Annotated in this window: 21 protein-coding genes and 1 pseudogene; 15 read left to right on the forward strand and 7 right to left on the reverse strand. The window is 68.8% G+C overall.

Going from position 1 to position 24,231, the window contains the following annotated elements:
• Positions 1-15: 15 nt before the first annotated feature.
• The 3 genes and pseudogenes from ABLE53_RS13740 to ABLE53_RS13750 all read left to right on the forward strand — a co-directional run.
• Positions 16-1,395, forward strand: a pseudogene (locus ABLE53_RS13740) (cytochrome P450); the annotation flags it as partial.
• An 11-nt stretch (positions 1,396-1,406) separates the two neighbouring features.
• Entirely contained in the window at positions 1,407-2,663 is a 1,257-nt protein-coding gene (locus ABLE53_RS13745; protein ID WP_348859519.1) for an NAD(P)/FAD-dependent oxidoreductase, read from the forward strand.
• Positions 2,664-2,759: 96 nt separating this feature from the next.
• Positions 2,760-4,304, forward strand: coding sequence for a GMC family oxidoreductase (locus ABLE53_RS13750; protein ID WP_348859520.1), 1,545 nt, complete (start codon positions 2,760-2,762; stop codon positions 4,302-4,304).
• 160 nt (positions 4,305-4,464) lie between these two features.
• Here ABLE53_RS13750 and ABLE53_RS13755 read toward each other — a convergent pair whose 3' ends face one another.
• On the reverse strand, positions 4,465-5,610 hold the full coding sequence (locus ABLE53_RS13755) for an acyl-CoA dehydrogenase family protein (protein ID WP_348859521.1): 1,146 nt from the start codon (positions 5,608-5,610) through the stop codon (positions 4,465-4,467).
• Positions 5,611-5,847: 237 nt separating this feature from the next.
• Here ABLE53_RS13755 and ABLE53_RS13760 point away from each other — a divergent pair, with 237 nt between their 5' ends.
• Entirely contained in the window at positions 5,848-6,438 is a 591-nt protein-coding gene (locus ABLE53_RS13760) for a TetR/AcrR family transcriptional regulator (RefSeq protein ID WP_348859522.1), read from the forward strand.
• A 5-nt stretch (positions 6,439-6,443) separates the two neighbouring features.
• On the opposite strand, the gene ABLE53_RS13765 is transcribed toward ABLE53_RS13760, so the two are convergent.
• Positions 6,444-6,905 carry a PaaI family thioesterase gene (locus ABLE53_RS13765; protein ID WP_348859523.1) on the reverse strand — a complete coding sequence of 154 codons (462 nt, stop codon included), beginning with the start codon at positions 6,903-6,905 and terminating at the stop codon, positions 6,444-6,446.
• Positions 6,906-7,120: 215 nt separating this feature from the next.
• Here ABLE53_RS13765 and ABLE53_RS13770 point away from each other — a divergent pair, with 215 nt between their 5' ends.
• Positions 7,121-7,825 (forward strand): lysophospholipid acyltransferase family protein, encoded by a 705-nt coding sequence (locus tag ABLE53_RS13770; protein WP_348859524.1) that lies wholly within the window; start codon positions 7,121-7,123, stop codon positions 7,823-7,825.
• A 104-nt stretch (positions 7,826-7,929) separates the two neighbouring features.
• On the opposite strand, the gene ABLE53_RS13775 is transcribed toward ABLE53_RS13770, so the two are convergent.
• A complete protein-coding gene (locus ABLE53_RS13775) occupies positions 7,930-8,550 on the reverse strand; it encodes a transglutaminase-like domain-containing protein (RefSeq protein ID WP_348859525.1) in 621 nt (206 codons plus the stop codon).
• Positions 8,547-9,629 (reverse strand): BtrH N-terminal domain-containing protein, encoded by a 1,083-nt coding sequence (locus tag ABLE53_RS13780; RefSeq protein ID WP_348859526.1) that lies wholly within the window; start codon positions 9,627-9,629, stop codon positions 8,547-8,549. Before ABLE53_RS13780 ends, ABLE53_RS13775 begins: the two co-directional genes overlap by 4 nt.
• 125 nt (positions 9,630-9,754) lie before the next feature.
• Here ABLE53_RS13780 and ABLE53_RS13785 point away from each other — a divergent pair, with 125 nt between their 5' ends.
• Entirely contained in the window at positions 9,755-10,414 is a 660-nt protein-coding gene (locus ABLE53_RS13785; protein WP_348859527.1) for a TetR/AcrR family transcriptional regulator, read from the forward strand.
• Positions 10,415-10,456: 42 nt separating this feature from the next.
• On the opposite strand, the gene ABLE53_RS13790 is transcribed toward ABLE53_RS13785, so the two are convergent.
• Complete coding sequence (locus tag ABLE53_RS13790) at positions 10,457-11,800, reverse strand: tyrosine-type recombinase/integrase (RefSeq protein WP_348859528.1); 1,344 nt, start codon at positions 11,798-11,800, stop codon at positions 10,457-10,459.
• Complete coding sequence (locus tag ABLE53_RS13795; protein WP_348859529.1) at positions 11,797-12,177, reverse strand: excisionase family DNA-binding protein; 381 nt, start codon at positions 12,175-12,177, stop codon at positions 11,797-11,799. Before ABLE53_RS13795 ends, ABLE53_RS13790 begins: the two co-directional genes overlap by 4 nt.
• Positions 12,178-12,238: 61 nt before the next feature.
• On the opposite strand from ABLE53_RS13795, the gene ABLE53_RS13800 reads away from it, so the two are divergent.
• From ABLE53_RS13800 to ABLE53_RS13825, 6 genes are all read left to right on the forward strand, one after another.
• Positions 12,239-12,880 (forward strand): HAD family hydrolase, encoded by a 642-nt coding sequence (locus ABLE53_RS13800; protein ID WP_348859530.1) that lies wholly within the window; start codon positions 12,239-12,241, stop codon positions 12,878-12,880.
• A 160-nt stretch (positions 12,881-13,040) separates the two neighbouring features.
• A complete protein-coding gene (locus ABLE53_RS13805) occupies positions 13,041-14,657 on the forward strand; it encodes an ABC transporter substrate-binding protein (RefSeq protein WP_348859531.1) in 1,617 nt (538 codons plus the stop codon).
• 103 nt (positions 14,658-14,760) lie between these two features.
• Positions 14,761-15,783, forward strand: a complete 1,023-nt coding sequence (locus ABLE53_RS13810; protein ID WP_348859532.1) for an ABC transporter permease — start codon at positions 14,761-14,763, stop codon at positions 15,781-15,783.
• Entirely contained in the window at positions 15,783-16,718 is a 936-nt protein-coding gene (locus ABLE53_RS13815) for an ABC transporter permease (protein ID WP_348859533.1), read from the forward strand. The genes ABLE53_RS13810 and ABLE53_RS13815 overlap by 1 nt, the downstream gene beginning before the upstream one ends.
• Positions 16,715-17,770, forward strand: a complete 1,056-nt coding sequence (locus tag ABLE53_RS13820) for an ABC transporter ATP-binding protein (protein ID WP_348859534.1) — start codon at positions 16,715-16,717, stop codon at positions 17,768-17,770. Before ABLE53_RS13815 ends, ABLE53_RS13820 begins: the two co-directional genes overlap by 4 nt.
• Positions 17,754-19,127 carry an oligopeptide/dipeptide ABC transporter ATP-binding protein gene (locus ABLE53_RS13825; RefSeq protein ID WP_348859535.1) on the forward strand — a complete coding sequence of 458 codons (1,374 nt, stop codon included), beginning with the start codon at positions 17,754-17,756 and terminating at the stop codon, positions 19,125-19,127. Before ABLE53_RS13820 ends, ABLE53_RS13825 begins: the two co-directional genes overlap by 17 nt.
• Here the strand turns inward: ABLE53_RS13825 and ABLE53_RS13830 are convergent.
• Positions 19,124-20,044, reverse strand: a complete 921-nt coding sequence (locus ABLE53_RS13830) for a RecB family exonuclease (protein WP_425474875.1) — start codon at positions 20,042-20,044, stop codon at positions 19,124-19,126. The genes ABLE53_RS13825 and ABLE53_RS13830 overlap by 4 nt on opposite strands.
• A gap of 88 nt (positions 20,045-20,132) precedes the next feature.
• Here ABLE53_RS13830 and ABLE53_RS13835 point away from each other — a divergent pair, with 88 nt between their 5' ends.
• From ABLE53_RS13835 to arc, 3 genes are all read left to right on the forward strand, one after another.
• On the forward strand, positions 20,133-21,293 hold the full coding sequence (locus ABLE53_RS13835) for a site-2 protease family protein (RefSeq protein ID WP_348859536.1): 1,161 nt from the start codon (positions 20,133-20,135) through the stop codon (positions 21,291-21,293).
• Positions 21,294-21,348: 55 nt separating this feature from the next.
• On the forward strand, positions 21,349-22,329 hold the full coding sequence (locus tag ABLE53_RS13840) for a tRNA (adenine-N1)-methyltransferase (protein WP_348859537.1): 981 nt from the start codon (positions 21,349-21,351) through the stop codon (positions 22,327-22,329).
• A 149-nt stretch (positions 22,330-22,478) separates the two neighbouring features.
• Positions 22,479-24,230 (forward strand): proteasome ATPase, encoded by a 1,752-nt coding sequence (arc, locus tag ABLE53_RS13845; RefSeq protein ID WP_348859538.1) that lies wholly within the window; start codon positions 22,479-22,481, stop codon positions 24,228-24,230.
• The last annotated feature ends 1 nt before the right edge of the window (position 24,231 follow it).

Below are 24,231 nucleotides of genomic sequence, written 5' to 3' on the forward strand. Positions count from 1 at the left end.
AAGGAAAGTGGATCGATGATTACGAGCATCGCAGACACGCTGAGCGAGAAGGTCCAGTCGACCCTCCCGATGGAGCTGCAGATCCGGGGCGCCCATCTCTACGACAAGACCCGTCGTTGGGTGACCGGAACGAACGGGCAGAAGATCTTCGTCGAGACCCCGATCCCGCCGGTGGACGAGGTCGAGCTCGCTGACATCGACCTGAGCAACCCCTTCCTGTACCGCCAGGGCAGGTGGAAGTCGTACTTCGAGCGTGTGCGCAACGAAGCGCCCGTGCACTACCAGCCCAACAGTCCCTTCGGTCCCTTCTGGTCGGTCACACGGCACGCCGACATCATCGCCGTCGACAAGAACCACGAGGTCTTCTCCGCCGAGCCCTTCATCATCATCGGCCAACCACCCCGGTTCATGGACGTCGCGATGTTCATCGCCATGGACCCGCCCAAGCACGACGAGCAACGGGCCGCCGTTCAAGGGGTCGTCGCCCCGAAGAACCTTCGCGAGATGGAGGCCCTGATCCGCTCGCGCGTCCAGGAGGTGCTGGACGAGCTCCCGACCGGTGAGCCGTTCAACTGGGTCGACCGGGTGTCCATCGAGCTGACCGCTCGAATGCTCGCGACGCTGCTGGACTTCCCCTACGACCAACGACGCAAGCTCGTCGAGTGGTCCGACCTCGCCACCGCGATGGAGCAGGCCAACGGCGGACCCTCCGACAACGACGAGATCTTCCGCGGCTTCGTCGACGCGGCGCGAGGGCTCAGTGCGCACTGGCACGACAAGGCGGCTCGGCTCGCGGCCGGCGAGGAGCCCGGATTCGACCTGATCACGATGTTGCAGAGCAACGAGGACACCAAGGACCTGATCGACCGCCCCATGGAGTTCCTGGGCAACTTGATCCTGCTGATCGTCGGCGGTAACGACACCACGCGCAACTCGATGAGCGGCGGTGTGCTGGCCCTCAACCAGTTCCCTGAGCAGTTCGAGAAGCTCAAGGCAAATCCGGACCTGATCCCGAACATGGTCTCGGAAGTCATTCGTTGGCAGACACCGCTGGCGTACATGCGCCGGGTCGCGAAGAAGGACACCGTGCTGAATGGGCAGTTCATCCGCAAGGGCGACAAGGTGGTCATGTGGTACGCCTCGGGGAACCGGGACGAGCGTGTCTTCGAACGACCTGACGAGCTGATCATCGACCGCAAGAACGCGCGCAACCACATCTCCTTCGGGTTCGGGGTGCACCGGTGCATGGGCAACCGGCTGGCCGAGCTCCAGCTGAGGATCCTGTGGGAGGAGCTGCTTCCTCGGTTCGAGGACATCGAGGTCGTCGGTGAGCCGGAGTACGTCCAGTCCAACTTCGTCAGGGGCATCAGCAAGCTCATGGTGCGCCTGACCCCGAAGCAGGACGCATGACGCAGGGGACCGCGCTCGTGGTCGGAGCCAGTCACGCGGGGGCTCAACTGGCGGCCAGCCTCCGTCAGGAAGGCTGGGCCGGCGAGATCGTCCTCATCGGTGACGAGGGCGCACTGCCCTACCAGCGACCGCCGCTGTCCAAGGCCTACCTCGCCGGCAAGAGCACGCTGGAGGAGCTGGCGATCCGGAAGGCGGACTTCTACGCCAAGCAGCAGATCCAGCTGGTCGATGCGCGCGTGGAGTCGATCGATCGCACAGAGCGGCGGGTGATGCTGGCCGGCGGCGAGAGCATGTCCTACGACAAGCTGGCGCTGTGCACCGGTGGCCGGGCACGGCGACTCCCCGTGCCGGGAGCCGACCTCCCGGGCGTCCACTACCTACGCACGTTCTCCGATGTGGAGCAGATCCGAGAGTCGGCGCAACCGGGTCGGCGCGCGGTCATTGTCGGCGGCGGCTACATCGGACTGGAGACAGCCGCCTCCCTGCGTGCGCTACGACTGGACGTCACCGTTCTTGAGGCCGCCGACCGTGTGCTCGAGCGGGTCACCGCCCCGGAGGTGTCGGCGTTCTACGACCGCGTCCACCGCGACGCGGGAGTGACCGTCCGCACCCGGGCGCTCGTCGAGGCTCTGGGTGGCGACGACCGGGTCCGAGAGGTCCGGCTGGCCGGTGGTGACGAACTCCCGGCGGACCTCGTCGTCGTCGGTGTCGGGCTCCAGCCCAACACCGAGCTCGCAGCCGCCGCGGGTCTCCTCGTCGACGACGGCGTCGTGATCGACGACCGGGCCCGGACCAGCGATCACGACATCGTGGCCGTGGGCGACTGCACCAGCCACGTGATGGCGCGGTACGGGCGGCGCGTCCGACTTGAGTCCGTGCCGAGCGCGGGGGAGCAGGCGAAGGTCGCCGCGGCGACCCTGTGCGGCAAGGACAAGACCATCGCGGCGCTGCCGTGGTTCTGGTCGGATCAGTACGATCTCAAGCTCCAGATCGCGGGACTGAACACCGGCTACGACGAGGTCGTGCTCAGTGGTGACCCGAGCTGTGATCGCGACTTCACCTGCTTCTACCTGCGCGCAGGGGAACTCATTGCCGCCGACTGCGTCAACCGGCCGCGCGACTTCGCCTTCAGCAAGCGGACGATTGCCCAGGGGCTCCCCATCGACCGAGACGCGCTCCTGGGCGCCCGTCGCAGCGAGCTGAACACGTCCCGTCCCTCACAGCGGGAGGCGACCCCAACGGCTCAAGTGTGAGCCCCCATTGGTGCGGCACCCCCACTACCTGTTCGGACGGCTTGGCCTTGGTCTGCCGAAACTGAACCCCTACCCCTCGTTGAATGGATACCACTCATGAACGACAGATTCGACTACGTCATCGTGGGGGCAGGCTCGGCGGGCGCCGCCTTGGCCAACAAGCTCTCGGCCGAAGCCTCCACCTCGGTCCTCGTGCTGGAGGCGGGAGGCGAGGCGAAGAGTCCAAAGATTGCGATTCCGGCGGCATTCTCCGAACTGTTCAAGTCTGTGTACGACTGGAACTACGAGACGACGTCGCAGGCGGCCCTCGACGGTCGGAGGATCTACTGGCCTCGGGGCAAGGTGCTTGGCGGCTCGTCGGCGTTGAACGCGATGATGTGGGTTCCAGGGTTCGCCGCCGACTACGACAGGTGGGCCGAGCTGGCGGGTCCCGAGTGGGGCCACGCCGCGCTCGCAGCGACCTTCGCATCAACGCAGATCAGCGTGCAGGAGCAGCGGGACCCGCGCGCACTGACCGCGGCGTTCCTCGACGCGGTGCGCCAAGCGGGCTATCGAGTCGAGATCGCCAACGGTCACGAGCCGGATGGATTCACCCAGACGATGGTCACCCAGGCCGAGGGAACACGGCACAGTAGTGCGCGCGCCTATCTGAAGCCCATCCGCAGAAGCCGCCCCAATCTCACCATCCGCACCAAGGCCCACGTCACCCGTGTCGTTTTCGACGGCCGCTCGGCCACGGGAGTTGAGTATCGTCTCGAGAACGGGGAACGCCACACGGCGCATGCCTCGCGCGAAGTGATCCTCTGCGGGGGCGCGGTCAACACCCCACAGCTCCTGATGCTCTCGGGCATCGGTCGCGCGGGGCAGCTGCATCATTGCGGCATCCCGGTAGTCGCGGACTCACCCGATGTCGGTGCCAACTTGCGCGACCACCTCGTCAGCCTTTTCGCCATTCATGTGGACGGCGGCTCCCTCATGGACGCAAAGGGCATCGGCCAGTTGGCTCAGTTTCTGTTCAAGCGGCGAGGGATGCTGACGTCGAACGTCGCCGAGGCGTACGGCTTCGTCCGGACCGATCCCTCGCTTGCGCTACCGGATGTCGAGGTCATCTTCGCGCCTGTGGCCTACGTCGAGGAAGGCTTGAACGGCATACCGGCGCACGGGATCTCTGCGGGGCCGATCCTGCTGCAGCCCGCAAGCCGCGGTGAGGTGCGTCTTGCGTCATCCGACCCATTCACCAAGCCCATCGTCGAACCCAACTACCTCACGGACCCTGACGGAAGGGACCGCGCCACCCTGCTCGCCGGGCTGGAGATCGTACTCAAGATCTTCAGCACCCCAGCAATCAAGAAGGTCGCGAGCGGCACGTACGTCGCACCAGCTGGCGGTGAGAAGATGTCTCGCGAAGAGCTCCTGATCACGGCGCTCGAGCAACTCTCCCACACCCTCTATCACCCGACATCGACGGCGCGCATGGGCATCGACGACGGGTCAGTGGTGGACCCCCAACTACGAGTTCGCGGCGTCGAGCGCCTGCGAGTGGCGGACGCTTCGATCATGCCCGAGATCATCCGCGGACATACGCACGCGCCGTCTGTTGTCATCGGAGAGCGCGCCGCACACTTGATATCAAACAAGTAGCAGCGACGTTCGCACGCTCGCCAAATCTGTAGCACAAATGTCAGAGCGTGCATCGTCCCCGATGACAACAACCCCCGAGGCGGCGAGGGGAGCCGACGCAATGCTCGACGCCCGTCGCGGGAACCCGCTCCGAGCCTGGGATGTTCGGTCGCGGAGGGGCTCACAGGGAGCGGCTGATGATCTCCTTCATGATCTCCGAGCTCCCCGCGTAGATCTGGGAGACGCGCAGGTCGGCCCAGGCGCGGGCGATGGGGTACTCGTTCATGTAGCCATACCCGCCGTGCAGCTGGAGGCACGCATCGGCGACTCGCTGGGCCCGCTCGGAGCACCACAACTTCGCCATGGCTGCGGTGGGGATGTCCAGTTCCCCATCGAGGTGCAGTCCGATGCACTCATCGACGAAGGCGCGCGCGACCCGCGCCTCGGTGGCGACCTCAGCCATCTTGAACTTGGTGTTCTGGAACCCCCAGATCGGGCGTCCGAACGCGCTGCGGTCGCGCACGTAGCGCAGTGTCTCGGTCAGACAGAACTCCATGGCCGCTACGTTCGACACGGCGACGAGCAGTCGCTCCTGGGGAAGCTGTTCCATCAGCTGGACGAAGCCCTGTCCTTCGGTGTGGCCGAGCAGGCTGCTGGCGGGGACGCGGACGTTGTCGAAGAAGAGCTCGGAGGTGTCCTGGCCCTTCATGCCGATCTTGTCGAGGACCCGCCCCCTTGAGAATCCCTCAGTCGCGGTGGGTATGAGCAGCAGCGAGATCCCGGCGGCCTTGTCGTCGGGATCGGTCTTGACGACGGCGAGGACGAGGTCGGCCTGGGAACCGTTGGTGATGAAGGTCTTCGAGCCGCTGACGACGTACTCCTCGCCTTCACGGATCGCCTTGGTCTTGATGTTCTGCAGGTCCGACCCGGTACCGGGCTCGGTCATCGCGATCGCTCCGACGACCTCGCCGGACGCCATCTTGGGCAACCACTGCTGCTTCTGCTCCTCGGTGCCGTAGGAGAGCAGGTAGTGCGCGACGATGCCGCTGTGCAGGGAGGCGCCCCACGAGCTGTCACCGACTCGCGCCTGCTCCTCGATGAGGATGGCTTCATGAGCGAAGGTCCCGCCGCCGCCGCCGTACTCCTCGGGGATGGAGAGGCACAGCAGACCCACCGCTCCGGCGCGGTTCCACAGGTCCCGGTCGACGTGCTTGTCGGCGATGAAGGTCTCGATGTGCGGCCTGATTTCCTTCTCGCAGAAAGTGCGGGCCAGGTCACGCAAGTCGTCGAGGTCATCGTCCATCCAAGGGGAACGGCGCGTGGTCATGGGAGCCTCCGGATCATTGGGTACAGGGTGTACCGCCATCAGACCACGGCCACTGGCCCGGGTACAAGGTGTACCACGTCGGCGTTGGGCGGTGCCCGGCGTTGTGCGGCACCGAGCAGAGCCGTCGCGCCGCGCCTGTAGGCTGCGCGGGTGGTCGAAGTGAGACGATGGGCTGACTCGACCGTCCGACGGCGGTCATCACGCGACGAGCTGGATCGCAACGAGAAGCGCGAGCGGGTGGTCCAGGCCGCGATGCAGGTCATCGACGAGTCCGGGATCGGTGCCGGCACCGCCCTCATCGCGGAGCGGGCTGGCATTCCCAGGCCGCACGTCTACCGCTACTTCACCAGCCGAGACGACCTGGACGACCAGGTGGCCAGGCGAGCAGCGCAGGACCTGATCGCGCGGGTGCGCCCACACCTGACCCGACGAGGCACGCCTCAGCAGGTCGTCGAGGGGTTGGTGCGCGCCTGCGCCACCTGGGCCGACGAGCATCCGCATCTCTACCGCTTCCTGGCAGCCCGTGGGCAGAGTCGGACCCTGCATCGTGCCCGGATGGGGCGGTCGCGCCTCCTCGACGAGATCGCTGCGGCTGCCCGCGGGTACACCAAATCGGGTGTGGCGAGCTTTCCGGAAGGCATCCTGGTCGGGGTGATGGGGATGGTGGATGCCACCGTCATCTGGTGGCTCGACCAGCGAGACGAGTCCTTGGACGTCATGGTCGGACGGCTCGCTGGTCACGTCACCCTCGTGCTCCAGGATGCGCTGGCCGGCCACGGGATCCCGCTCGACCCCGCGGTCGAGCTGGAGCCGTTCGTAGCGGAATGAGGATGTCAGGGACCGGTCGTGGCCGTGCTCTGCTCGAAGTGCTGGAGGTCGACGACGATGAACGTTGCGTGCGCGGTGGCGACCTTGTCGCCGACTTGGTCGACCGCCTCGGCGTCCACGTGCAGTCGTCGTCCCGCATGGTCGCGGACGCGGGCGGTGAACTCGTAGTCAGTCCCCAGTAGGACCGGCCGGAGGTACTCGACGGTCAGTGACCGGGTCACGGCGAGCTCTCCGACGCGGTAGAGGAGGAAGCCGAAGAGGTCGTCGAACGCCGCGGCCACCAGACCGCCGTGGGTGATCCCTGGCGCACCCTCCTGGCGGTGGTCGAAGCGGTGCACGCAACGCACACCGGCCTCGGTGGCGTCGACCTGCAGGGCGAGCCCGGCGGGGTTCTCCGTGCCGCATCCCGCGCAGGTGGGGGAGTGTGAGGGGAGGCGGCCGGATTCAGATGGCTGTGGTCGCGACATGGCACTGATCCACGCTTCCAGCGTCGTCGGCGCAGCGAGATCGTGCTCGCGGTGGCTGCTCATGATGAGCGGTTCGGCTGCGCGGTCGAAGTGGCGGGAAGGTCGCTCATGATCGGCTCCTCGAGGGTCGCGACGGACGGACGGACGGACGGTGACACAAACTCTAGTTTGTCTCCATCCAGGACGTTTACCCGGCACCTGTCTACACTTATCGGGTGATCCGAGAGGTGCTCAGGACCGATCGACGGATTGGTGCCGAGCCCAGGGGCTTCGCGTGGTGGCCCTCGCTCCTGGTGTGCAAGCCGTTCCTGCTCGTGCTGCGACGCCCGGATTGGCGTGGTGTCGAGCACGTCCCAAGGTCCGGCGGAGCGGTGCTCGCCGCGAACCACGTGTCGCACATCGACCCCCTGCTTGTCGCGGAGATGATCCTCGCCCAGCGACGGGTGCCCCGTTTCCTGGCCAAGGACAGCCTCTTCGCGGTCCCGGTCGTGGGGTGGTGGTTCCGCTCCGCGGGTCACGTCGAGGTCGACCGGTCGGCTGGACAGGCTGGCTATCGCAGGGCCGTGGAAGCCGTGGCGCGAGGCCAACTGGTCCTGGTCTACCCGGAGGGCTCCATCACCAAGCGAGAGGACGGACTGCCCATGGCGATGAAGTCCGGCGCCGTCCGCATCGCCTTGGCGGCGTCTGTTCCCCTTCTCCCGATGGCGCAGTGGGGGGCGCAGGAGATCCTCCCTCCCTACAGTGGGCGTCTTCGCCTGGGCTGGCGTCGACGAGTGAGCCTTGTCGTGGGGCCCCCGGTCCCCCTCGACGACCTCCACGAGCTGGGGGAGACCTGGGCTGTGAAGGAAGGGTGTCGGCGGTTGGAGGCCGCCATCACCGCGATGGTCGATCAGCTGGCAGGGGTCCCGGCGGATCGGTGAACCGTGCCCGTGGCGGCATCGATCGAACGGCGTGGTCGCCGATGCCGACTCTCACGGTTCGAAGGCGGGATCCTGGCGGACCAATCCCGAGGTGCCGCTCTGCGTCAGGCCGGGCCGTAGGTCTCGTGCAGGGTCCGCATGATGTCGCCGTACGGGAGGTCGAGGTAGGTCCCTCTCTCTCGTACGTACTCCATGTGTCGACGACCGGCGCCGTCTGCGGCGTGGAGCAGCGCGTCTTGGGTCCCGTCGAAGTCCAGCGGGGGAACGCCGAACCGCTCACACAGCTCGGTGTTGAAGGCCGGCGAGCCCTTGTGCCAGTGACCGTTGACGTGGACGGCGGTCCACCCGTGGTAGACGAAGAGATCGGTGCCCATCACCGACAGCAGTTGTTCGCTGCTCAGGTGGTTGCGCACGTCGGAGAAGCCCAGCACGGCCGGAATCCCGACCGCGCGCAAGCTGGCGGTGAGCAGCACCGCCTTCGGCACGCACCAGGTGGGGCCGCCGTTCAAGATGGAGCTGGCCTTGTAGTGGTCGCGATCGGGCGTGACACCGTACGGGTTGTAGCGAAGGCGGTCGCGGACCTCCGCGAAGAGCCGCCGGACACGCTCGTGTGGGTCGTCCGCCCCCTCCACCACCGATGAGGCGAACCGACGGATTGCCGGGTGGTCGCTGTCGACGAAGTAGCCGGACGCCACCGCATCGCTCGGCTCGTGCTGGCCGCTCACCAGACGACCGCCCGGGTGTGCGTGGCAGCCCCGGCGGCCTCGAGCGCGCGCACGAGCTCCCGCTCCAACTTTGGGAGTGTGGCGGCGACCCGGGCTGCCTCCCGGGCACGCTCGCGGGCCGGCGCCCCGTCGCTGCGCGCCTGGGACGCGACCTGCGACCAGGTCGCGGCGCAGCGACGGGCGCTGTCGGACACTGCGGCGGCCGCAGAGTCGTTGGTCAGCCGGGCAATGTCGTGCGCGCCGCTGGCCAGCAGCTTGCGGAAGAGTCCGCCGCCGGTACCTGCCTTCTCGACGAACGCGCTCAGGCCGAGGAGGAGCAGGTGCAGCACGTCGTCGGGGAATACTTCGGGCCATCGCCGGAGATCGTCTGCGAACAGGTCGACGGCGGCGAGTCCGGTGGCTCCGACCGCCGTGTCGCTGCCAGAGACGATCGACGGTCCGTCCGAGGCGGTCATGGCAGCGGCCGCCTGGGCGAACGCGGCACGACTGGCGACCGTCAGGTCAGGGAGCTTCTGGGGCCACTCGATGTCGAAGAAGGTGTGACGCGTCGGGACCGGGAAGCCCTGCGAGGACCGCGCCTTGGCCAGCGCGTCGTAGGGCACCATCTGCACGTCCTCGCGGTCGTTGTCGACGACGTGCGCGATCTGATGTTCGTCGTCGTACCCGATGACCACGATGTCGTGCCTGCTCATCTGGAGCTGGACCCGCAGGTACGGCAGCTCTGCAATGTCCGCCCACACGAGGGCCGGGCGGCCACGCTGGATGGAGTCACGCACCCACGCCCATCCCTCGCTCGGGTCGTCGGTGGCGTGCACCGAGACCGCTGCCCCCAGGCGCATCGGCAGGTCTGTCTCCAGGTCGCCTCCGCGGCCCACGAGGTAGATCGGGGGCATGAGCTCGGTGTCCCTGACGTAGGCGAGGTCCAGGGAGCCGCTCAGTGCGAAGACGAGTCCTTCGTCAAGAGGGCCGTTCCACCCAAGTCCGGCCCATTCCAGCAGGTCCCGCATCGCGCCGGAGCCGCAATGACCGCCCAGCCGGTGGGGGTAGGGGCTGACGACACGTTGCTGAGAGCTAGCCATGTACTTCATCTTAGAGACAGAAGGTGGAGGTTGTCCGAAAACGGATGTCGGATGGCTATCTGTCACACTGTCGCTTCACGTGTGACACCAGTCCAGAGAGTGACATTCTGGCTAGTCTGTTCGGTATGGCACGTCCAACGATGCGGGACCGGTACCGCGAACACGTCCGCGCCGCGGTCCTCGAGACCGCCCACGACCTGATCGTCGAGCGTGGATGGGATCGAGTCCGCATGGGAGAGATCGCCGACGCCGTCGGCGTCTCACGTGCCTTGCTCTACAAGGAGTTCAAGGACAAGCCCGGGTTGGGCGAGGCCGTGGTCCTCCGAGAGGCGGCGCGATTTATCGACGGAATCGAGGAAGTGCTGGCCCATCACCGCACCGATGCCGGTCGGGGACTCGCGGCTGCCGTCGACTTCACACTGGAGGAAGCCGAACGCAGCCCCCTCCTCAGGGCCGTCCTGATCTCCAACGGCGAGCTCTCCTCGCAGTCCTCGACCGGAATTCTGCCGTTGCTCACAACGTCAGCGCAGCTGCTCGACCTCGCGACGAGGTCACTCGCCAACTGGGTGACCTACAACTTCCCTGACCTGATGACGGAGGAGGTGTCCGACGCGGCGGACGCCCTGGTCCGGCTCACGGTGAGCCACCTGGCACTTCCCACCTGGACGCGTCCGGAGACGTCGCGCAAGATCACCGAGGTGGGTCTGAGGTACCTCGGACTCTCGGTGGCGCCGTTGCCAGGGTCGCTTTCCCAAGAGCGAGTTCGAGTACTAGGAGACAAGTGATGACAGGTCGTAATACAGCCCAAACTTGGCCGACAGGCCCCTCTACGTCGGCGTAGTTCCCGCGCCGCCTGTGCGATCGCCGACGGCACCCGGTGCCGGAGGCCCTCCGGCACCGAGGAGGTCGTCGAGGGCCGCGGCGGCGCGGGACTGAGCGTCGTGCAGCAGGTGCGCGTAGGTGTTCAGGGTGACCTGGGCGCTGGCATGGCCGAGACGCTCCTGGACGACCTTCACCGACTGTCCCGCCTCGAAGAGCAACGAGGCATGCGTATGGCGGAGTTCGTGCACCGTGAGCCGCGGCAGGTCCAGGTCCGGGTGCGCGGCGCGGTAGTGCTTCTGCACCCGGAGGAACGCGCCGTGCAGCCCCGACTGCGTCGCCGTACGGCCCGGCATCGATGGGAACACCGGGTCCGCCGACCGCAGGCCGCGCAGGGGAGTGACGTTGCCGCTCCCGCCTGCGAGCAGGGCGGGAAGTTCCTTGCGCCAGTCCTGGAGGAGCGCAGCGCACGTCTTGTCGAACGTGACGGTGCGCGGGCGACCGCCCTTGACCTGCCCGATCACATACCGCTCGGCGAGAGGCAGGCTCTCGTCGTAGTGCAGCGCCCGTTCGATGCGCATCTCGTTCCTGTTGAAGTCGAGGTCGCCCCAGCGCATCGCCAGGATCTCGCCCGAGCGCAGTCCGGTTCGGGACAGCAGCACGAAGGCTCGTGCCCACGGCTCGTCCTCGGCGAGCGCCCAGTCGCAGAAGCGCGTCAGCTCGTCGACGTTCCAGATGGTGAAGGGCTTGACCCGCTTGGCCTTCTCGCCCTTGGGCCGGCCGGCGTGCTTGGAGTTGGCGGGGTTCTTGACGATCAGTCCCTCGTCGAGGGCGGCCAGGAAGATGGTGTTGACCCAGTTGGCGTAACGGGCGACCGTCGAGGTGGCGAGGCCCTTGCGCCGGCGCTTGGTGGAGGGCTTCTCCTTCAGCCCGTTCTCCAGACCGCGGTATGCGGCAGCGAGGTCGGTGGGCCGGATGTCGGCCAGCCGGAGGTGGCCGATGTAGGGCTCCATGGCGTCGATCGTCCGTTGGATGTACATGCGCGTGCCGTTGCTGCCGCCGTAGCCGTCGACCCACCGCTGGGCGTAGCCGGCGAACGTGTCACGGCCGATCGCCTGCGGGACTCCGCGGATCACGTCGGCCCGGAGCAGCATCAGCTCGGCCTCGGCCTCGTCGTAGGTGGCGAACCCGCCGCGCGACAGCTTCCGGTCACCGTCTTCAGGGCGCGCCGGATCGACGGGCACCGTGACTTCGAAGCGCCACCGGGTCCCGCGCCGCGTGGTGTACGCCGTCACCGATCCGGTTCCATAGGGGCGGGGAGCGCGCGGCGCGGGCTTGCGTCGGCCGGTCATGCGCTTGCTCCGTCATCGACGCCGAAGGTCCGTAGGAAAGGACGGCGAGGGATGAGGACGCGTCGGCCGACATGGATGGCCGGGATCGTGCCGTCCTCGATCGCGTGGTCGATCGTGCGGGGATCGAGGGCCAGCAGTGCGGCGACCTCGGTGCGGTTGAGGACCTCACGATCGCTGCTACGGAGCTCGGCCCAGGTGGTGATCGGGGCGGCGATGGTGTGGTTGGTCATGCCCATCAGGTGCGCAGGACGCGTCGCTGAACGGGTCTGGCGGCATCTGGATGCGGCAGCTTCGCCGCGATGATGGCCAATGCCGAGCGGCCGCCATTTAGGGTGAAACGTCGCATGAAACGTCGCATGGAGTTCTTCGGAGGGCATTCTGAGTACCGATTTTTCTGGTGTTCCTGCAGGTCAGGCACCAGATGGAGAAGAACGCCGGTTGAAGGCCGTCCTGTGGGACATGGACGGCACCCTGGTCGACACCGAGCCGTACTGGATCGACACCGAGTTCGCCCTCGCCGAGAGGTACGCCGCGACCTGGACGCGCGAGGACGCGCTGGCACTCGTGGGCAACGACCTGCTCGAGTCGGGCCGCTACATCAAGGAGCGGATGGGGCTGCCGCACAGCCCCGCGGAGATCGTCGAGGAGCTCCTCGACGGCGTCGTCGAGCGGGTGCGCCACGAGGTGCCATGGCGGCCGGGCGCGCGAGAGCTGCTCGCCGACCTGCGTACGGCGGGGGTCCGCTGCGGGCTCGTCACGATGTCCTACGAGCGGTTCGTGGCGCCGATCCTCGCCCACCTGCCGCCGGAGACGTTCGCCGTGATCGTCACCGGCGACCAGGTGAGCTTCGGCAAGCCGCACCCCGAGCCGTACGCCACGGCCGCCGCTGCGCTCGGCGTGCGCCCGGAGGAGTGCCTCGCGATCGAGGACTCCGGAACCGGAGCGCAGTCGGCCGAGGCGGCCGGCTGCGCGGTCCTCGTCGTGGAGAACCACGTCCCGGTGCCGGCGGGGGAGCGGCGGGTCTTCCGCGACACGCTGGAGGGCCTGACGGCGGGAGATCTTGCGGCGCTGCTGCCCTGACGCCGGTCGACGACGCGCGAGGCGGGTAACGAAGCGGTAAATCCGCGGGCACGCGAGGTCCCGGTGGTGGCGGTGCCGGTGACGCCCCGGTAGGTTGCCGGGCTACCGACCCTCCGTCGACCCTCCGTGCGACGGGGATGAGCAAACCCTAGGTGGACACGTGACTCGCAAGAAGCATCTCCTTGCCTGGGCCGGCGCGGCGTCGCTGGCCCTCGCCATGACGGCCTGCGGCTCGTCCGACGACAACGGCGGCTCGAGCGGTGGCGGCGGCGCGACCGGCGCTCCCTGGATCCTCGGCACGACCGACGTCGTGACGTCGCTCGACCCCGCCGGGTCCTATGACACGGCATCGTGGAACCTGCAGTACAACCTCTTCCAGCAACTGGTCTCGATCCCCGCCAACGGGACCAAGCCGGAGCCGGATGCGGCGAAGTCGTGCGACTACACCGACCCGAAGACGGTGAAGTGCGTCCTGCAGCCGAACCTGAAGTTCTCCAACGGCGACGCGCTGACCTCCTCGGACGTGAAGTTCACCTTCGAGCGCAACATCGCGATCAACGACCCCAACGGGTCCGCCGTGCTCCTCGGCTCGATCACCGACAGCTCCGACCCGGACCACCCCAAGCTCAAGGCCGGCGCCATCGAGACGCCGGACGACACGACGGTGATCTTCCACCTCAACCAGCCCGACCTGACGTTCATCAAGGTGCTGACGACCGCGACGGCGTCGATCGTCGACGAGGACGTCTTCCCGGCCGACAAGAAGCTCGCCGACGACCAGGTCATCGGCTCCGGGCCCTACAAGCTGTCGCAGTACAAGCCGAAGGAGCAGGCGGTCTTCGAGGCCAACCCGGAGTACACCGGGCCGCACCCCGGCAAGAGCAAGCAGATCATCGTCCAGTACTTCAACGACCCCTCGCCGATGAAGCAGGCGATCTCCTCGGGCCAGATCGACGTCGCCTGGCGTACGTTCACCCCGACCGACCTGAACTCGCTGAGCAGCAGCGGCGACGTCAGCGTGCTCACCGGGCAGGGCTCGGAGTTCCGCTACTGGGTCTGGGACATGAAGAAGGGGATCGGCAAGCAGGCCGCCGTACGCAAGGCCGTCGCGCAGCTGATCGACCGCGACGCCATCGCCAAGAACGCCTACGACGGCACTGTGACGCCGGCGTACTCCATCGTGCCCCCTGGCTTCAGCGGCCAGAAGGACTCCTTCAAGGAGGTGTACGGCGAGCCGTCGGTCTCGAAGGCGAAGCAGATCCTGCAGCAGGCCGGCATCAAGACGCCGATCTCGATCACGCTCGGCTACCCGCCGGAGCACTACGGCACCAACGCCGTCGACGAGGCCAACGAGGTCGCCGACGAGCTCAAGTCCAGCGGCCTGTTCACCGTGAAGGTCCAGTCGGCGGAGTGGACGCAGTACCAGACGCTCTACAAGCAGGACGCGTACGACCTGTTCCTGCTCGGCTGGTACCCCGACTTCCTGGACGCCGACAACTACCTCACGCCGTTCGTGCGCGACGGCGGCTTCTTCGACAACGGCTACCACAGCGACGCCGTCAACAAGCTCCTCGACCAGGAGCTCGGCGAGACCGACGAGGCGAAGCGGAACGACGAGATCGGCCAGCTCCAGGACATCGTGGCCAAGGACGTCCCGCTGATCCCCTCGTGGGACGGCAAGAACGTCGCGGTCGCCACCTCGGCGATGTCGGGGGTCAAGGACACGCTCGACCCGACCTACATCTTCCGGTTCTGGATGATCAGCAAGAACGGCTGACCAACCCCGTCGTGCCATCGGGAGGGCGCCCGCGACGACGCGTGCGCCCTCCCGTAACGTCCGGGCCACGTACCGCCGCAAGGCGTTCGAGCTGAGGAGTTCGATGAGTTCGAGCCGGGGATCACTGCCCCGCTACATCGCGATCCGCATCGTGCTGGTCATCCCGATGATGTGGGTGCTGCTGACGCTGGTCTTCTTCCTGCTCCGGGTCGCCCCGGGCGACCCGGTGTCGGCGTCGCTGGGCGGGAAGCTCTCCGCCCAGGCGCTGGACTCGCGCCGGGCCCAGCTGGGGCTCGACCGTCCGCTGATCGTCCAGTACCTCGACTACCTCGGCGATGCGGTCCGGTTCGACTTCGGGAGGACGATCAGCGACGGCCAGCCGGTCCTCGACGTCGTGAAGAACCAGGGCGGTGCGACGCTGACACTGACCATCGGCGCCTTCCTCTTCGCCCTGCTGATCGGCGTCCCGCTCGGCCGGATCGCGGGGCGCTACCGGGACTCGGCCGCCGACGCCGGGATCAGGATCTTCGGCATCGTCACGTACGCCGCCCCGATCTTCTGGGTCGGCATCCTGCTGGTGATGCTGGTCGCGAAGCTCTTCCCGAGCTGGCCCACCTCCGGCATCGCGAACCCGTTCACCGTGTTCGACGTGCCGACGCACACCCATATCCTGCTCGTCGACGCGATCATCTCCGGCAACGGCGTGGGCGACGTCCTGAAGCACCACCTCCTGCCCTGCTTCACGCTCGGTCTGATGCTCTCCGGGGTCATCGCGCGCCTGGTGCGGGTCAACCTGATCCAGGCGCTCAAGGGCGACTACGTCGAGGCCGCGATGGCCCGCGGCATCCCCACCCGCCGGGTCGTCAACAAGCACGCGTTCAAGAACGCGCTGGTCCCGGTGATCACCGTCATCGGGCTGCAGATCGCGCTCGCCATGGCCGGGGCCGTCCTCACCGAGAGGACGTTCAACTGGCCGGGGCTCGGCAACGCGCTCGAGAACTACCTGGTGAACCGCGACTACGCCGCCGTCCAGGGCCTGGTGACGTTCCTCGGCATCGTGGTCGTCATCGTCTCGGTGGTCGTCGACATCATCACCGCCCTCGTCGACCCGAGAGTGAGGTACTGATGCGCTCGCTCCTCTCCCGCCTGTGGGACACCAAGGGGCTCGCCCGCTGGATCCTCCTGGTCGGGCTCGTGATCACCGTCGCGTTCATCGTCCTCGCGGTGTTCGCGCCGTGGATCGCGCCGTACGGCTTCGACCAGACGAAGGTCGACGGGGTGAAGTTCCCGAAGGTCGGCCATGCCTCGGGTGACCACCTGCTCGGCACGAACGACCAGTTCTTCGACATCTGGTCGCGGGTCGTCTGGGGCGCCCGGACGGCCCTGGAGGTCGTCGTCCTGTCGGTCGTCTTCTCCGGGGTCATCGGCGTCCCGCTCGGCCTCGTCACCGGGTACGTCGGCGGCTGGTGGGACCGGGTGGTCGTGTTCGTGATGGACGCGATCTACTCGTTCCCCTCACTCCTGCTGGCGATCATCTTCTCGTTCCTGCTGCGCGGTCCGCTGGGCGGCGGCATCGTGGCGGCCGCGCTGTCGCTGACCTGCGTCTACATCCCGCAGTACTTCCGGGTGGTCCGCAACACCACCGTGACGGCCCGCGAGGCGACGTACGTCGAGGCGGCGCGGGCGCTCGGCGCGAAGCCGGCCACGATCATGCGCAAGTACCTCTTCGGCAACGTCGTCCAGTCCGTCCCGGTCATCACGACGCTCAACGCCGCCGACGCGCTCGGCACGCTCGCCGCGCTCGGCTTCCTCGGGCTGGGGATCCAGCCGACGGAGGCGTCGGAGTGGGGCTACGACCTCAGCCGGGCCCTCGACGACGCGCAGGCGGGGATCTGGTGGCCGGCGGTGTGGCCGGGGCTGGCGATCGTCGTGCTCATCACCGCGCTCACCCTGGTCGGCGAGGGCCTCAACGAGAGCCTCAACCCGGCGCTGAGGCGCCGCCGGCTGCGAAGCGTGGTCTTCCCGCGCCGCACGCCCGCCACCGCGAAGGAGGCCTCATGACCGCCGCCCCCACCGCCGCCCCGACGACCGTCGTCGAGGCCGAGGACCTGCGGGTCTGGTACGCCGGCGCCACCGACCCGGTCCGGGCGGTCGACGGCGTCAGCTTCGAGCTGCGCAAGGGCGAGATCCTCGGTCTGGTCGGGGAGTCGGGCTGCGGGAAGTCGACGCTCGGCCGTGGGCTGCTCGGCCTGCTGCCCGACGGCGCGGCACGCGACGGGAAGCTGGTCGTCGACGGCAGGGACGTGCTCGCCATGAGCCCGAAGCAAGCGCGCGCGCTGCGCGGCGGCGAGCTCGGCATGATCTTCCAGGAGCCGCTCACCCGGCTCGACCCGTTGATGCGGATCTCCGACCACTTCGTCGAGGCTCTCAAGACCCACGAGCCCGACCTGTCGAAGCAGGAGGTCGAGCGCCGCGCCCTCGACGTGCTGCGCGTCGTCGGCATCCCGCCGACGCGGTACCGCGCCTATCCGCACGAGTTCTCCGGGGGCATGAGGCAGCGGATCATGATCGCGCTGGCGCTCGTGCTCCGCCCGGCGTTCGTGGTCGCCGACGAGCCGACGACCGCGCTCGACGTCCTGGTCGAGGCGCAGATCATCCGCAGCCTGCACGACCTACGCGAGGAGTACGGCACCGCCATGCTCCTCATCACCCACAACCTGGGCATCGTGGCCGAGGCGTGCGACCGGGTCGCGGTGATGTACGCCGGCAAGATCGTCGAGATCGGTGACGCCCGGGAGGTGTTCTCGAACCCCCAGCACAGCTACACCCGGGAGCTGCTGCGGTCCACGATCTCGCTGCGTACGACCGGGCTGAACTACATCGCCGGCGCCCCGCCGGACCTGGTCGACCCGCCGAGCGGCTGCTACTTCCACCCGCGCTGCCCCGACGCGATGAACGTCTGCGCGGCCCGTACCCCCGAGGACAGGGTGCTCCCCGGCGGCAGCCGTGCGGCCTGCTGGGCCGCGGACCTGCGCGCCGGCGTCATCGACCTCCCCGAGCCCGAGCGTGCGCCCCTCGAGCGAGAGGAGATCGGCCTTGCCGACGAAGCCTGATCTGGCACGGACGGGGCCAGGCAGCCCCGCAGGGCCCACCGAGCCCGGCGACGTGGTGCTCGACGTCGACGACCTCTCCGTCCACTACCGGCTTGCCGGCGGTGCGGCGGCGCGGCTGTTCGGGCTCGGGACCAGCACCGTCAAGGCCGTCGACGGCGTGACGCTGCGGCTGCGCCGGGGCGAGGTCCTCGGCGTCGTGGGCGAGTCCGGCAGCGGCAAGACGACCCTCGGCCGCGCGCTGCTCGGGCTGGCACCCGCCACCGGCGGCTCGATCACCTACCGCCCGCGCTCCGGCGGCGACCGGCGCGTCTCCGACCTGCGGGGCCGCGCGCTGCGGGAGCTGCGCACCGACCTCCAGATGGTCTTCCAGGACCCGCACGCCGCGCTCAACCCCACGATGACGGTCGCCCAGGCGGTCGGCGACCCGCTGCGGATCCACGGCGTACCCTCCGCCGACCTCGGCCCCCGCGTGCGCGACGCCCTCGAGCGGGTCGGGCTCGCGCCCGTCGACCGCTATCTCGGCAAGTACCCGAGCGACCTCTCCGGCGGCCAGAAGCAGCGTGTCGTCATGGCGCGCGCGATCATCCTCGGCCCGGAGGTGCTCGTCGCCGACGAGCCGATCTCGATGCTGGACATGAGCGTGCGGGCCAAGATCCTCGAGCTCATGCTCGAGCTGAAGAGGGACCTCGGGCTCAGCTACGTCTACATCACCCACGACCTGGCGAGCGCGAAGTTCTTCTGCGACCGGATCGCCATCATGTATCTCGGCCGGGTCGTCGAGATCGGCAGCACCGAGGAGATCTTCGCCGACCCCAAGCACCCCTACACGCGGGCGCTGCTCGCGGCGATCCCGGAGCCGGACCCGGACCGGAGCGTGCCCCGCGAGCTCCCGCGCGGCGAGATCCCCGACGCCGCGTCACCGCCGCTGGGGTGCTCGTTCCACCCGCGGTGCCCGCAGGCGACCGCCGTGTGCGGCTGGGAGTCCCGCGACCTCCGCACCCTTCTCGAGGAGCACTGGACCAGGCGCGACCCCGCGACGTACGCCGCGGAGGGCGAGGTCATCGGCGACCTCGGCCACCTCGACGCACCTGCCGCGAGCGTCGAGCTCGGCAGGGCGGGCGCGGCGAAGGTCCACGACCTGATGGACCGGATCCGCGCGGAGAACCCCGACGAGCCGCTCTGGCAGGGCGTCGAGGCGATCGAGGACACCGGATCCGGCGTGCGGGTGAGGTTCCACGAGGGTGTCGACCCGGCGCTGCGGCGCGCGGGCGGTGTGGACGTCGCGTGCGTGCTCTACGCGGGCGGCGGCGAGGCCGAGGACGCCGCGAAGGCGAAGGCGTCGGGTCGTAGCAGCTAGTCGAGGTCGGTGTCGTCGCCCGCGTCGGCGGCGACGTGCTCCGGGAGCGGGGGAGGCGTGCCACCGTAGGCCGGGCAGAGCGCCTGGTGGGCGCACCAGGAGCAGAGCCTGCCCGGACTGGGCCGCCAGTCACCCGACTCCTCGGCAGTCCTGATGGCCCTCCAGATCGCCTCCACCTTGCGCTCGGTGGCCAGCAGGTCGGCCTCGTCGGGGACGTAGCGCAGGATGTGGCCGCTGCCGAGATAGATCAGCTGGAGCATCTCCGGCACCACACCGCGGGTGCGCCACAGCACGAGCGCGTAGAACCTCAGCTGGAACAGCGCCTTGCTCTCGAACGCCTCCGGCGGGATCCGGCCGCTTTTATAGTCCACGATCCGCACCCGGCCGTCGGGGGCGATGTCGAGGCGGTCGATGAAGCCGCGCAGCAGCAGCTTGGACCCGAGCAGCGCCTCGACGTAGAGCTCCCGCTCGGCCGGCTCGAGCCGGCGTGGGTCCTCGAGCGTGAAGTAGCGGTCGAGGACCGTACGGCACGACGCCAGCCAGCCGACGACCTCTTCGCCCGTCTCGTCGTCGGGAAAGAGGTCGGTGAGGCTCGGCTCCGCGTCGCGGATCGCCTCCCAGGCCGGCTCGAGGAGCTCCCGGGCGCGGCGAGGCGTGCGCTCGGCGGCCGGCAGGTCGAAGAGCTGCTCGAGGACCTTGTGGATGAGCGTGCCGCGGGCGGCGTCCGGCGAGGGCGGCTCGGGGAGCCGGTCGATCGTGCGGAAGCGGTAGAGCAGCGGGCAGCTGACGAAGTCACCGGCTCGGCTCGGGCTCAGCGCCCCGAGCACCTCGACGCCGTCGACGGGCGTCGAGAGCGGCTCCGTCGAGCCGGACGTGGCCGGCCGGCACGGGGCGGGGGACTCCTGCTGCACGCTCACGAGGTCGACCCTAGGCCAGGGCACCGACAGCGGGTGGCAGCAGCGCCTCGGCACGCGGGCGTCACCGTGGGTCGAGTAACCTCTCAGCGTGTCCGACCCCCGCCCGACGACGGACGGCCCGCCGTCTCGCCCGCGCCCGCCCGGCTCCATCAAGCTGGGCACGATCGCCGGCAGCGACGTGCTCGTCACGTCCTCGTGGTTCCTCGTCGCGATCCTGATCGCGGTGATGGTCTCCCCGCGGGTGGACGAGGTGCAGCCGGGCCTGGGCGCGTGGAAGTACGTCGCCGGCATCGTCTTCGCCGTGATCCTCTACGGGTCCGTCCTGCTTCACGAGGCGGCGCACGCCTACGTCGCGCGCCACTACGGCTACCCGGTCGGGCCGATCACGCTGCACTTCCTCGGCGGCGCGACAGCGATCGAGGGGGAGGCCCGCCGGCCGCGCGACGAGTTCTGGATCGCCGTCGTCGGTCCGATCACCTCGCTCGTCGTCGGCGGGATCGCGCTGGCGCTCACCTTCCTCGATCCGCAGGGTCTGCTGCAGATGGCGGTCGAGGGGCTCGCCGGGGCCAACCTGATCGTGGGGGTCCTCAACCTGGTGCCCGGGCTGCCGCTCGATGGCGGCCGGGTGCTGAAGTCGGCGGTCTGGGGCGTGACCAAGGACGTCCACCGCGGGACCGTCGTCGCCGGCTGGGTCGGCCGGGTGGTCGCCGTACTCGTCGTGCTGTTCCCGTTCACCCAGCCCGACCTGCCGCCGCACGCCGACCTCACCGGGATGAGCTACATCATGTCGGTCATCGTGGCGCTCTTCCTCTGGAGCGGCGCGACCGCGGCGATCCAGTCCGCCCGGATGCGGGCCAAGCTGCCCAAGATCGTCGCGCGCGACCTGGCACGCCGCACGCTTGCGGTCCCGGCCGACCTGCCGCTGGCCGAGGCGGTACGCCGGGCGCAGGACGCCCAGGCGGGCAGCATCGTGACGGTCACCGGCTCCGGCCATCCCATCGGCGTCGTCAACGAGGCGGCACTGCTGGCCACCCCCGACGACCGCCGGCCGTGGATGGCGACCTCGGCCGTCGCCCGGCAGCTCGACGACGGGCTCTCCCTGCCCGCGTCGATCACCGGTGAGGACCTCATCCTCGCGATCACCCGCAACCCCGCCGCCGAGTACCTCCTGGTCGAGGACGACGGCTCCATCTTCGGCGTGCTCTCGACCTCCGACGTCGACGCCGCGTTCAAGCGCGCCGCCGGCTGAGGGCGGCCGTCCCCGCTTTCCGGATCGCGGCGCCCCGCCAGTAGCCTCTCCGTCCGTGCACGACGAGATCCCCGACGTACCCCCCGAGGCCCGGTCCGGCGTCCACCGCGGGCCGCTCCGCGCCGGAGAGTGGGTCCGGCTGACCGATGCGAAGGGCCGGCGGCACAACTTCGAGCTCGTGCCCGGCAAGCGGTTCTTCTCCAACAAGGGCCACATCGACCACGACGAGCTGATCGGCCGCGACGAGGGCTTCACCGTGACCGCGTCGACCGGCGGGGAGTACCTCGTCCTCCGGCCGCTGCTCTCGGAGTTCGTCGTCTCGATGCCCCGCGGCGCCGCCGTCGTCTACCCGAAGGACGCCGCCCAGATCGTGGCGATGTGCGACATCTTCCCGGGTGCGGCGGTGGTCGAGGCCGGGGTCGGCTCGGGCGCGCTGACCTGCTCGCTGCTGCGCGCCGTCGGCCCCTACGGTCAGGTGACGTCGTTCGAGCGCCGCGAGGAGTTCGCCGAGGTCGCCCGCAGGAACGTCGCCCAGTTCTTCGGTACGCCGGCGGGGGAGTCGCACCCGAACTGGGAGCTGCGCCTCGGCGAACTGCAGAAGGAGCTCCCCGCGACCGGGCAGCGCTGCGACCGGATGATCCTCGACATGCTCGCCCCGTGGGAGTGCGTCGACGCCGCCGCGGACGCGCTCTACCCCGGTGGGATCGTGTGCGGCTACGTCGCGACCACGACGCAGCTGTCGCGGTTCGTGGAGACGCTGCGCGCCCACGGCGGGTTCACCGAGCCGCAGGCGTGGGAGTCGCTCGTGCGCGACTGGCACGTGGAGGGCCTCGCCGTACGTCCCGGCCACAAGATGATCGGCCACACCGCCTTCCTCGTCACCGCGCGCCGGCTCGCGCCCGGCCAGCGGGCGCCGCGGAAGACCCGGCGCCCGGCACCGGGCGCGTACGGGCCGGACTACACCGGCCCCCGCCCGGTGGACGTGCCGCCCGCCGACGTGCCGCCCGACGACACCACGCTCGGCGAGGGGCTCTGACGGTCGTACGGGGCCCGGCCCGGACCGGGTCGCGGCGAGGGTTGCACCACGGCGTCCGCGTCGCGACCAAATCGTGACAAACGCCGCCTAAACCTCTCTTCCTTTGGCCCTTGGCGCGGGTAGGGTCACAGGTCTAGGAGGTGTGGCTGATGTCGACATCTGAAGGTTTTCCCTCCAGCCCGCGAAGCCGGGAGGAGCTCGAGAGCCACGTGCGCTTTCTCGAGGCGGAGGTCTCGGACCTGCGCCGGCGCCTGAGCGAGATGCCGGGATCCTCCCGCGGCCTGGAAGCGAGGCTCGCCGACGCGCAGCGCTCCCTTGCCGCCGTCACGTCGCAGAACGAGCGGTTGTCCGTGACGCTGCGTGACGCGCGGGAGCAGATCGTGAAGCTCAAGGAGGAGGTCGACCGCCTGGCGCAGCCGCCGGCCGGGTTCGGCATCTTCATCGGACGCAACGAGGACGACTCGGTCGACGTCTTCACCGGGGGCCGCAAGCTCCGGGTGACGGTGTCGCCCAACGTCGACCTCGACGCGCTCCGCTACGGCCAGGAAGTGATGCTCAACGAGGCCCTCAACGTGGTCGAGGCCCTCGAGTACGAGAAGGTCGGCGAGGTCGTGATGTTCAAGGAGCTGCTCGCCGACGGCGAGCGGGCCCTGGTCATCGCGAACGCCGACGAGGAGCGCGTCGTACGCCTCGCGGAGCCGCTGCGCGGCGACGTGATCCGGGCGGGCGACTCGCTCCTGCTGGAGCCGCGCTCCGGCTACGTGTACGAGAAGGTCCCGAAGTCGGAGGTCGAGGAGCTCGTCCTCGAAGAGGTGCCCGACATCGCCTACGAGTCGATCGGCGGCCTCGGAGGCCAGATCGAGCAGATCCAGGACGCGGTCGAGCTGCCCTACCTCTACCCCGACCTGTTCAAGGAGCACCAGCTCAAGCCGCCCAAGGGCGTCCTGCTCTACGGCCCGCCGGGCTGCGGCAAGACCCTCATCGCGAAGGCCGTCGCCAACAGCCTCGCCAAGAAGGTCGCGGCGCGCACCGGCACGGAGGGGAAGTCGTACTTCCTCAACATCAAGGGCCCCGAGCTCCTCAACAAGTACGTCGGGGAGACCGAGCGCCACATCCGGCTGGTCTTCCAACGGGCGCGGGAGAAGGCGTCGTCCGGTACGCCGGTCATCGTCTTCTTCGACGAGATGGACTCGCTCTTCCGCACCCGCGGCTCGGGGGTCTCCTCCGACGTCGAGAACACCATCGTCCCGCAGCTGCTGAGCGAGATCGACGGTGTCGAGCTGCTGGAGAACGTCCTGGTCATCGGCGCCTCCAACCGCGAGGACATGATCGACCCGGCGATCCTGCGACCCGGCCGCCTCGACGTGAAGATCAAGATCGAGCGCCCCGACGCCGAGGCCGCCCGCGACATCTTCAGCAAGTACCTCGTGCCCGACCTGCCGCTCCACCCCGACGACCTCGCCGAGTTCGGCGGGGACCCGAAGGCCACGGTGGACGGCATGATCCGCGCGACCGTCGAGCGGATGTACACCGAGTCCGACGAGAACCGCTTCCTCGAGGTCACCTACGCCAACGGTGACAAGGAGATCCTCTACTTCAAGGACTTCAACTCCGGCGCGATGATCCAGAACATCGTCGACCGGGCGAAGAAGATGGCGATCAAGGACTTCCTCGACCACGACCAGAGGGGCCTGCGGGTCTCCCACCTGCTCCAGGCGTGCGTCGACGAGTTCAAGGAGAACGAGGACCTGCCCAACACGACCAACCCGGACGACTGGGCCCGGATCTCCGGCAAGAAGGGCGAGCGGATCGTCTTCATCCGCACGCTCATCACCGGCAAGCAGGGCACCGAGCCGGGCCGCTCGATCGAGCAGGTCGCCAACACCGGCCAGTACCTCTGAC

Source organism: Nocardioides asiaticus, from assembly GCF_040049175.1.
Lineage (GTDB): Bacteria > Actinomycetota > Actinomycetes > Propionibacteriales > Nocardioidaceae > Nocardioides > Nocardioides cheoyonin.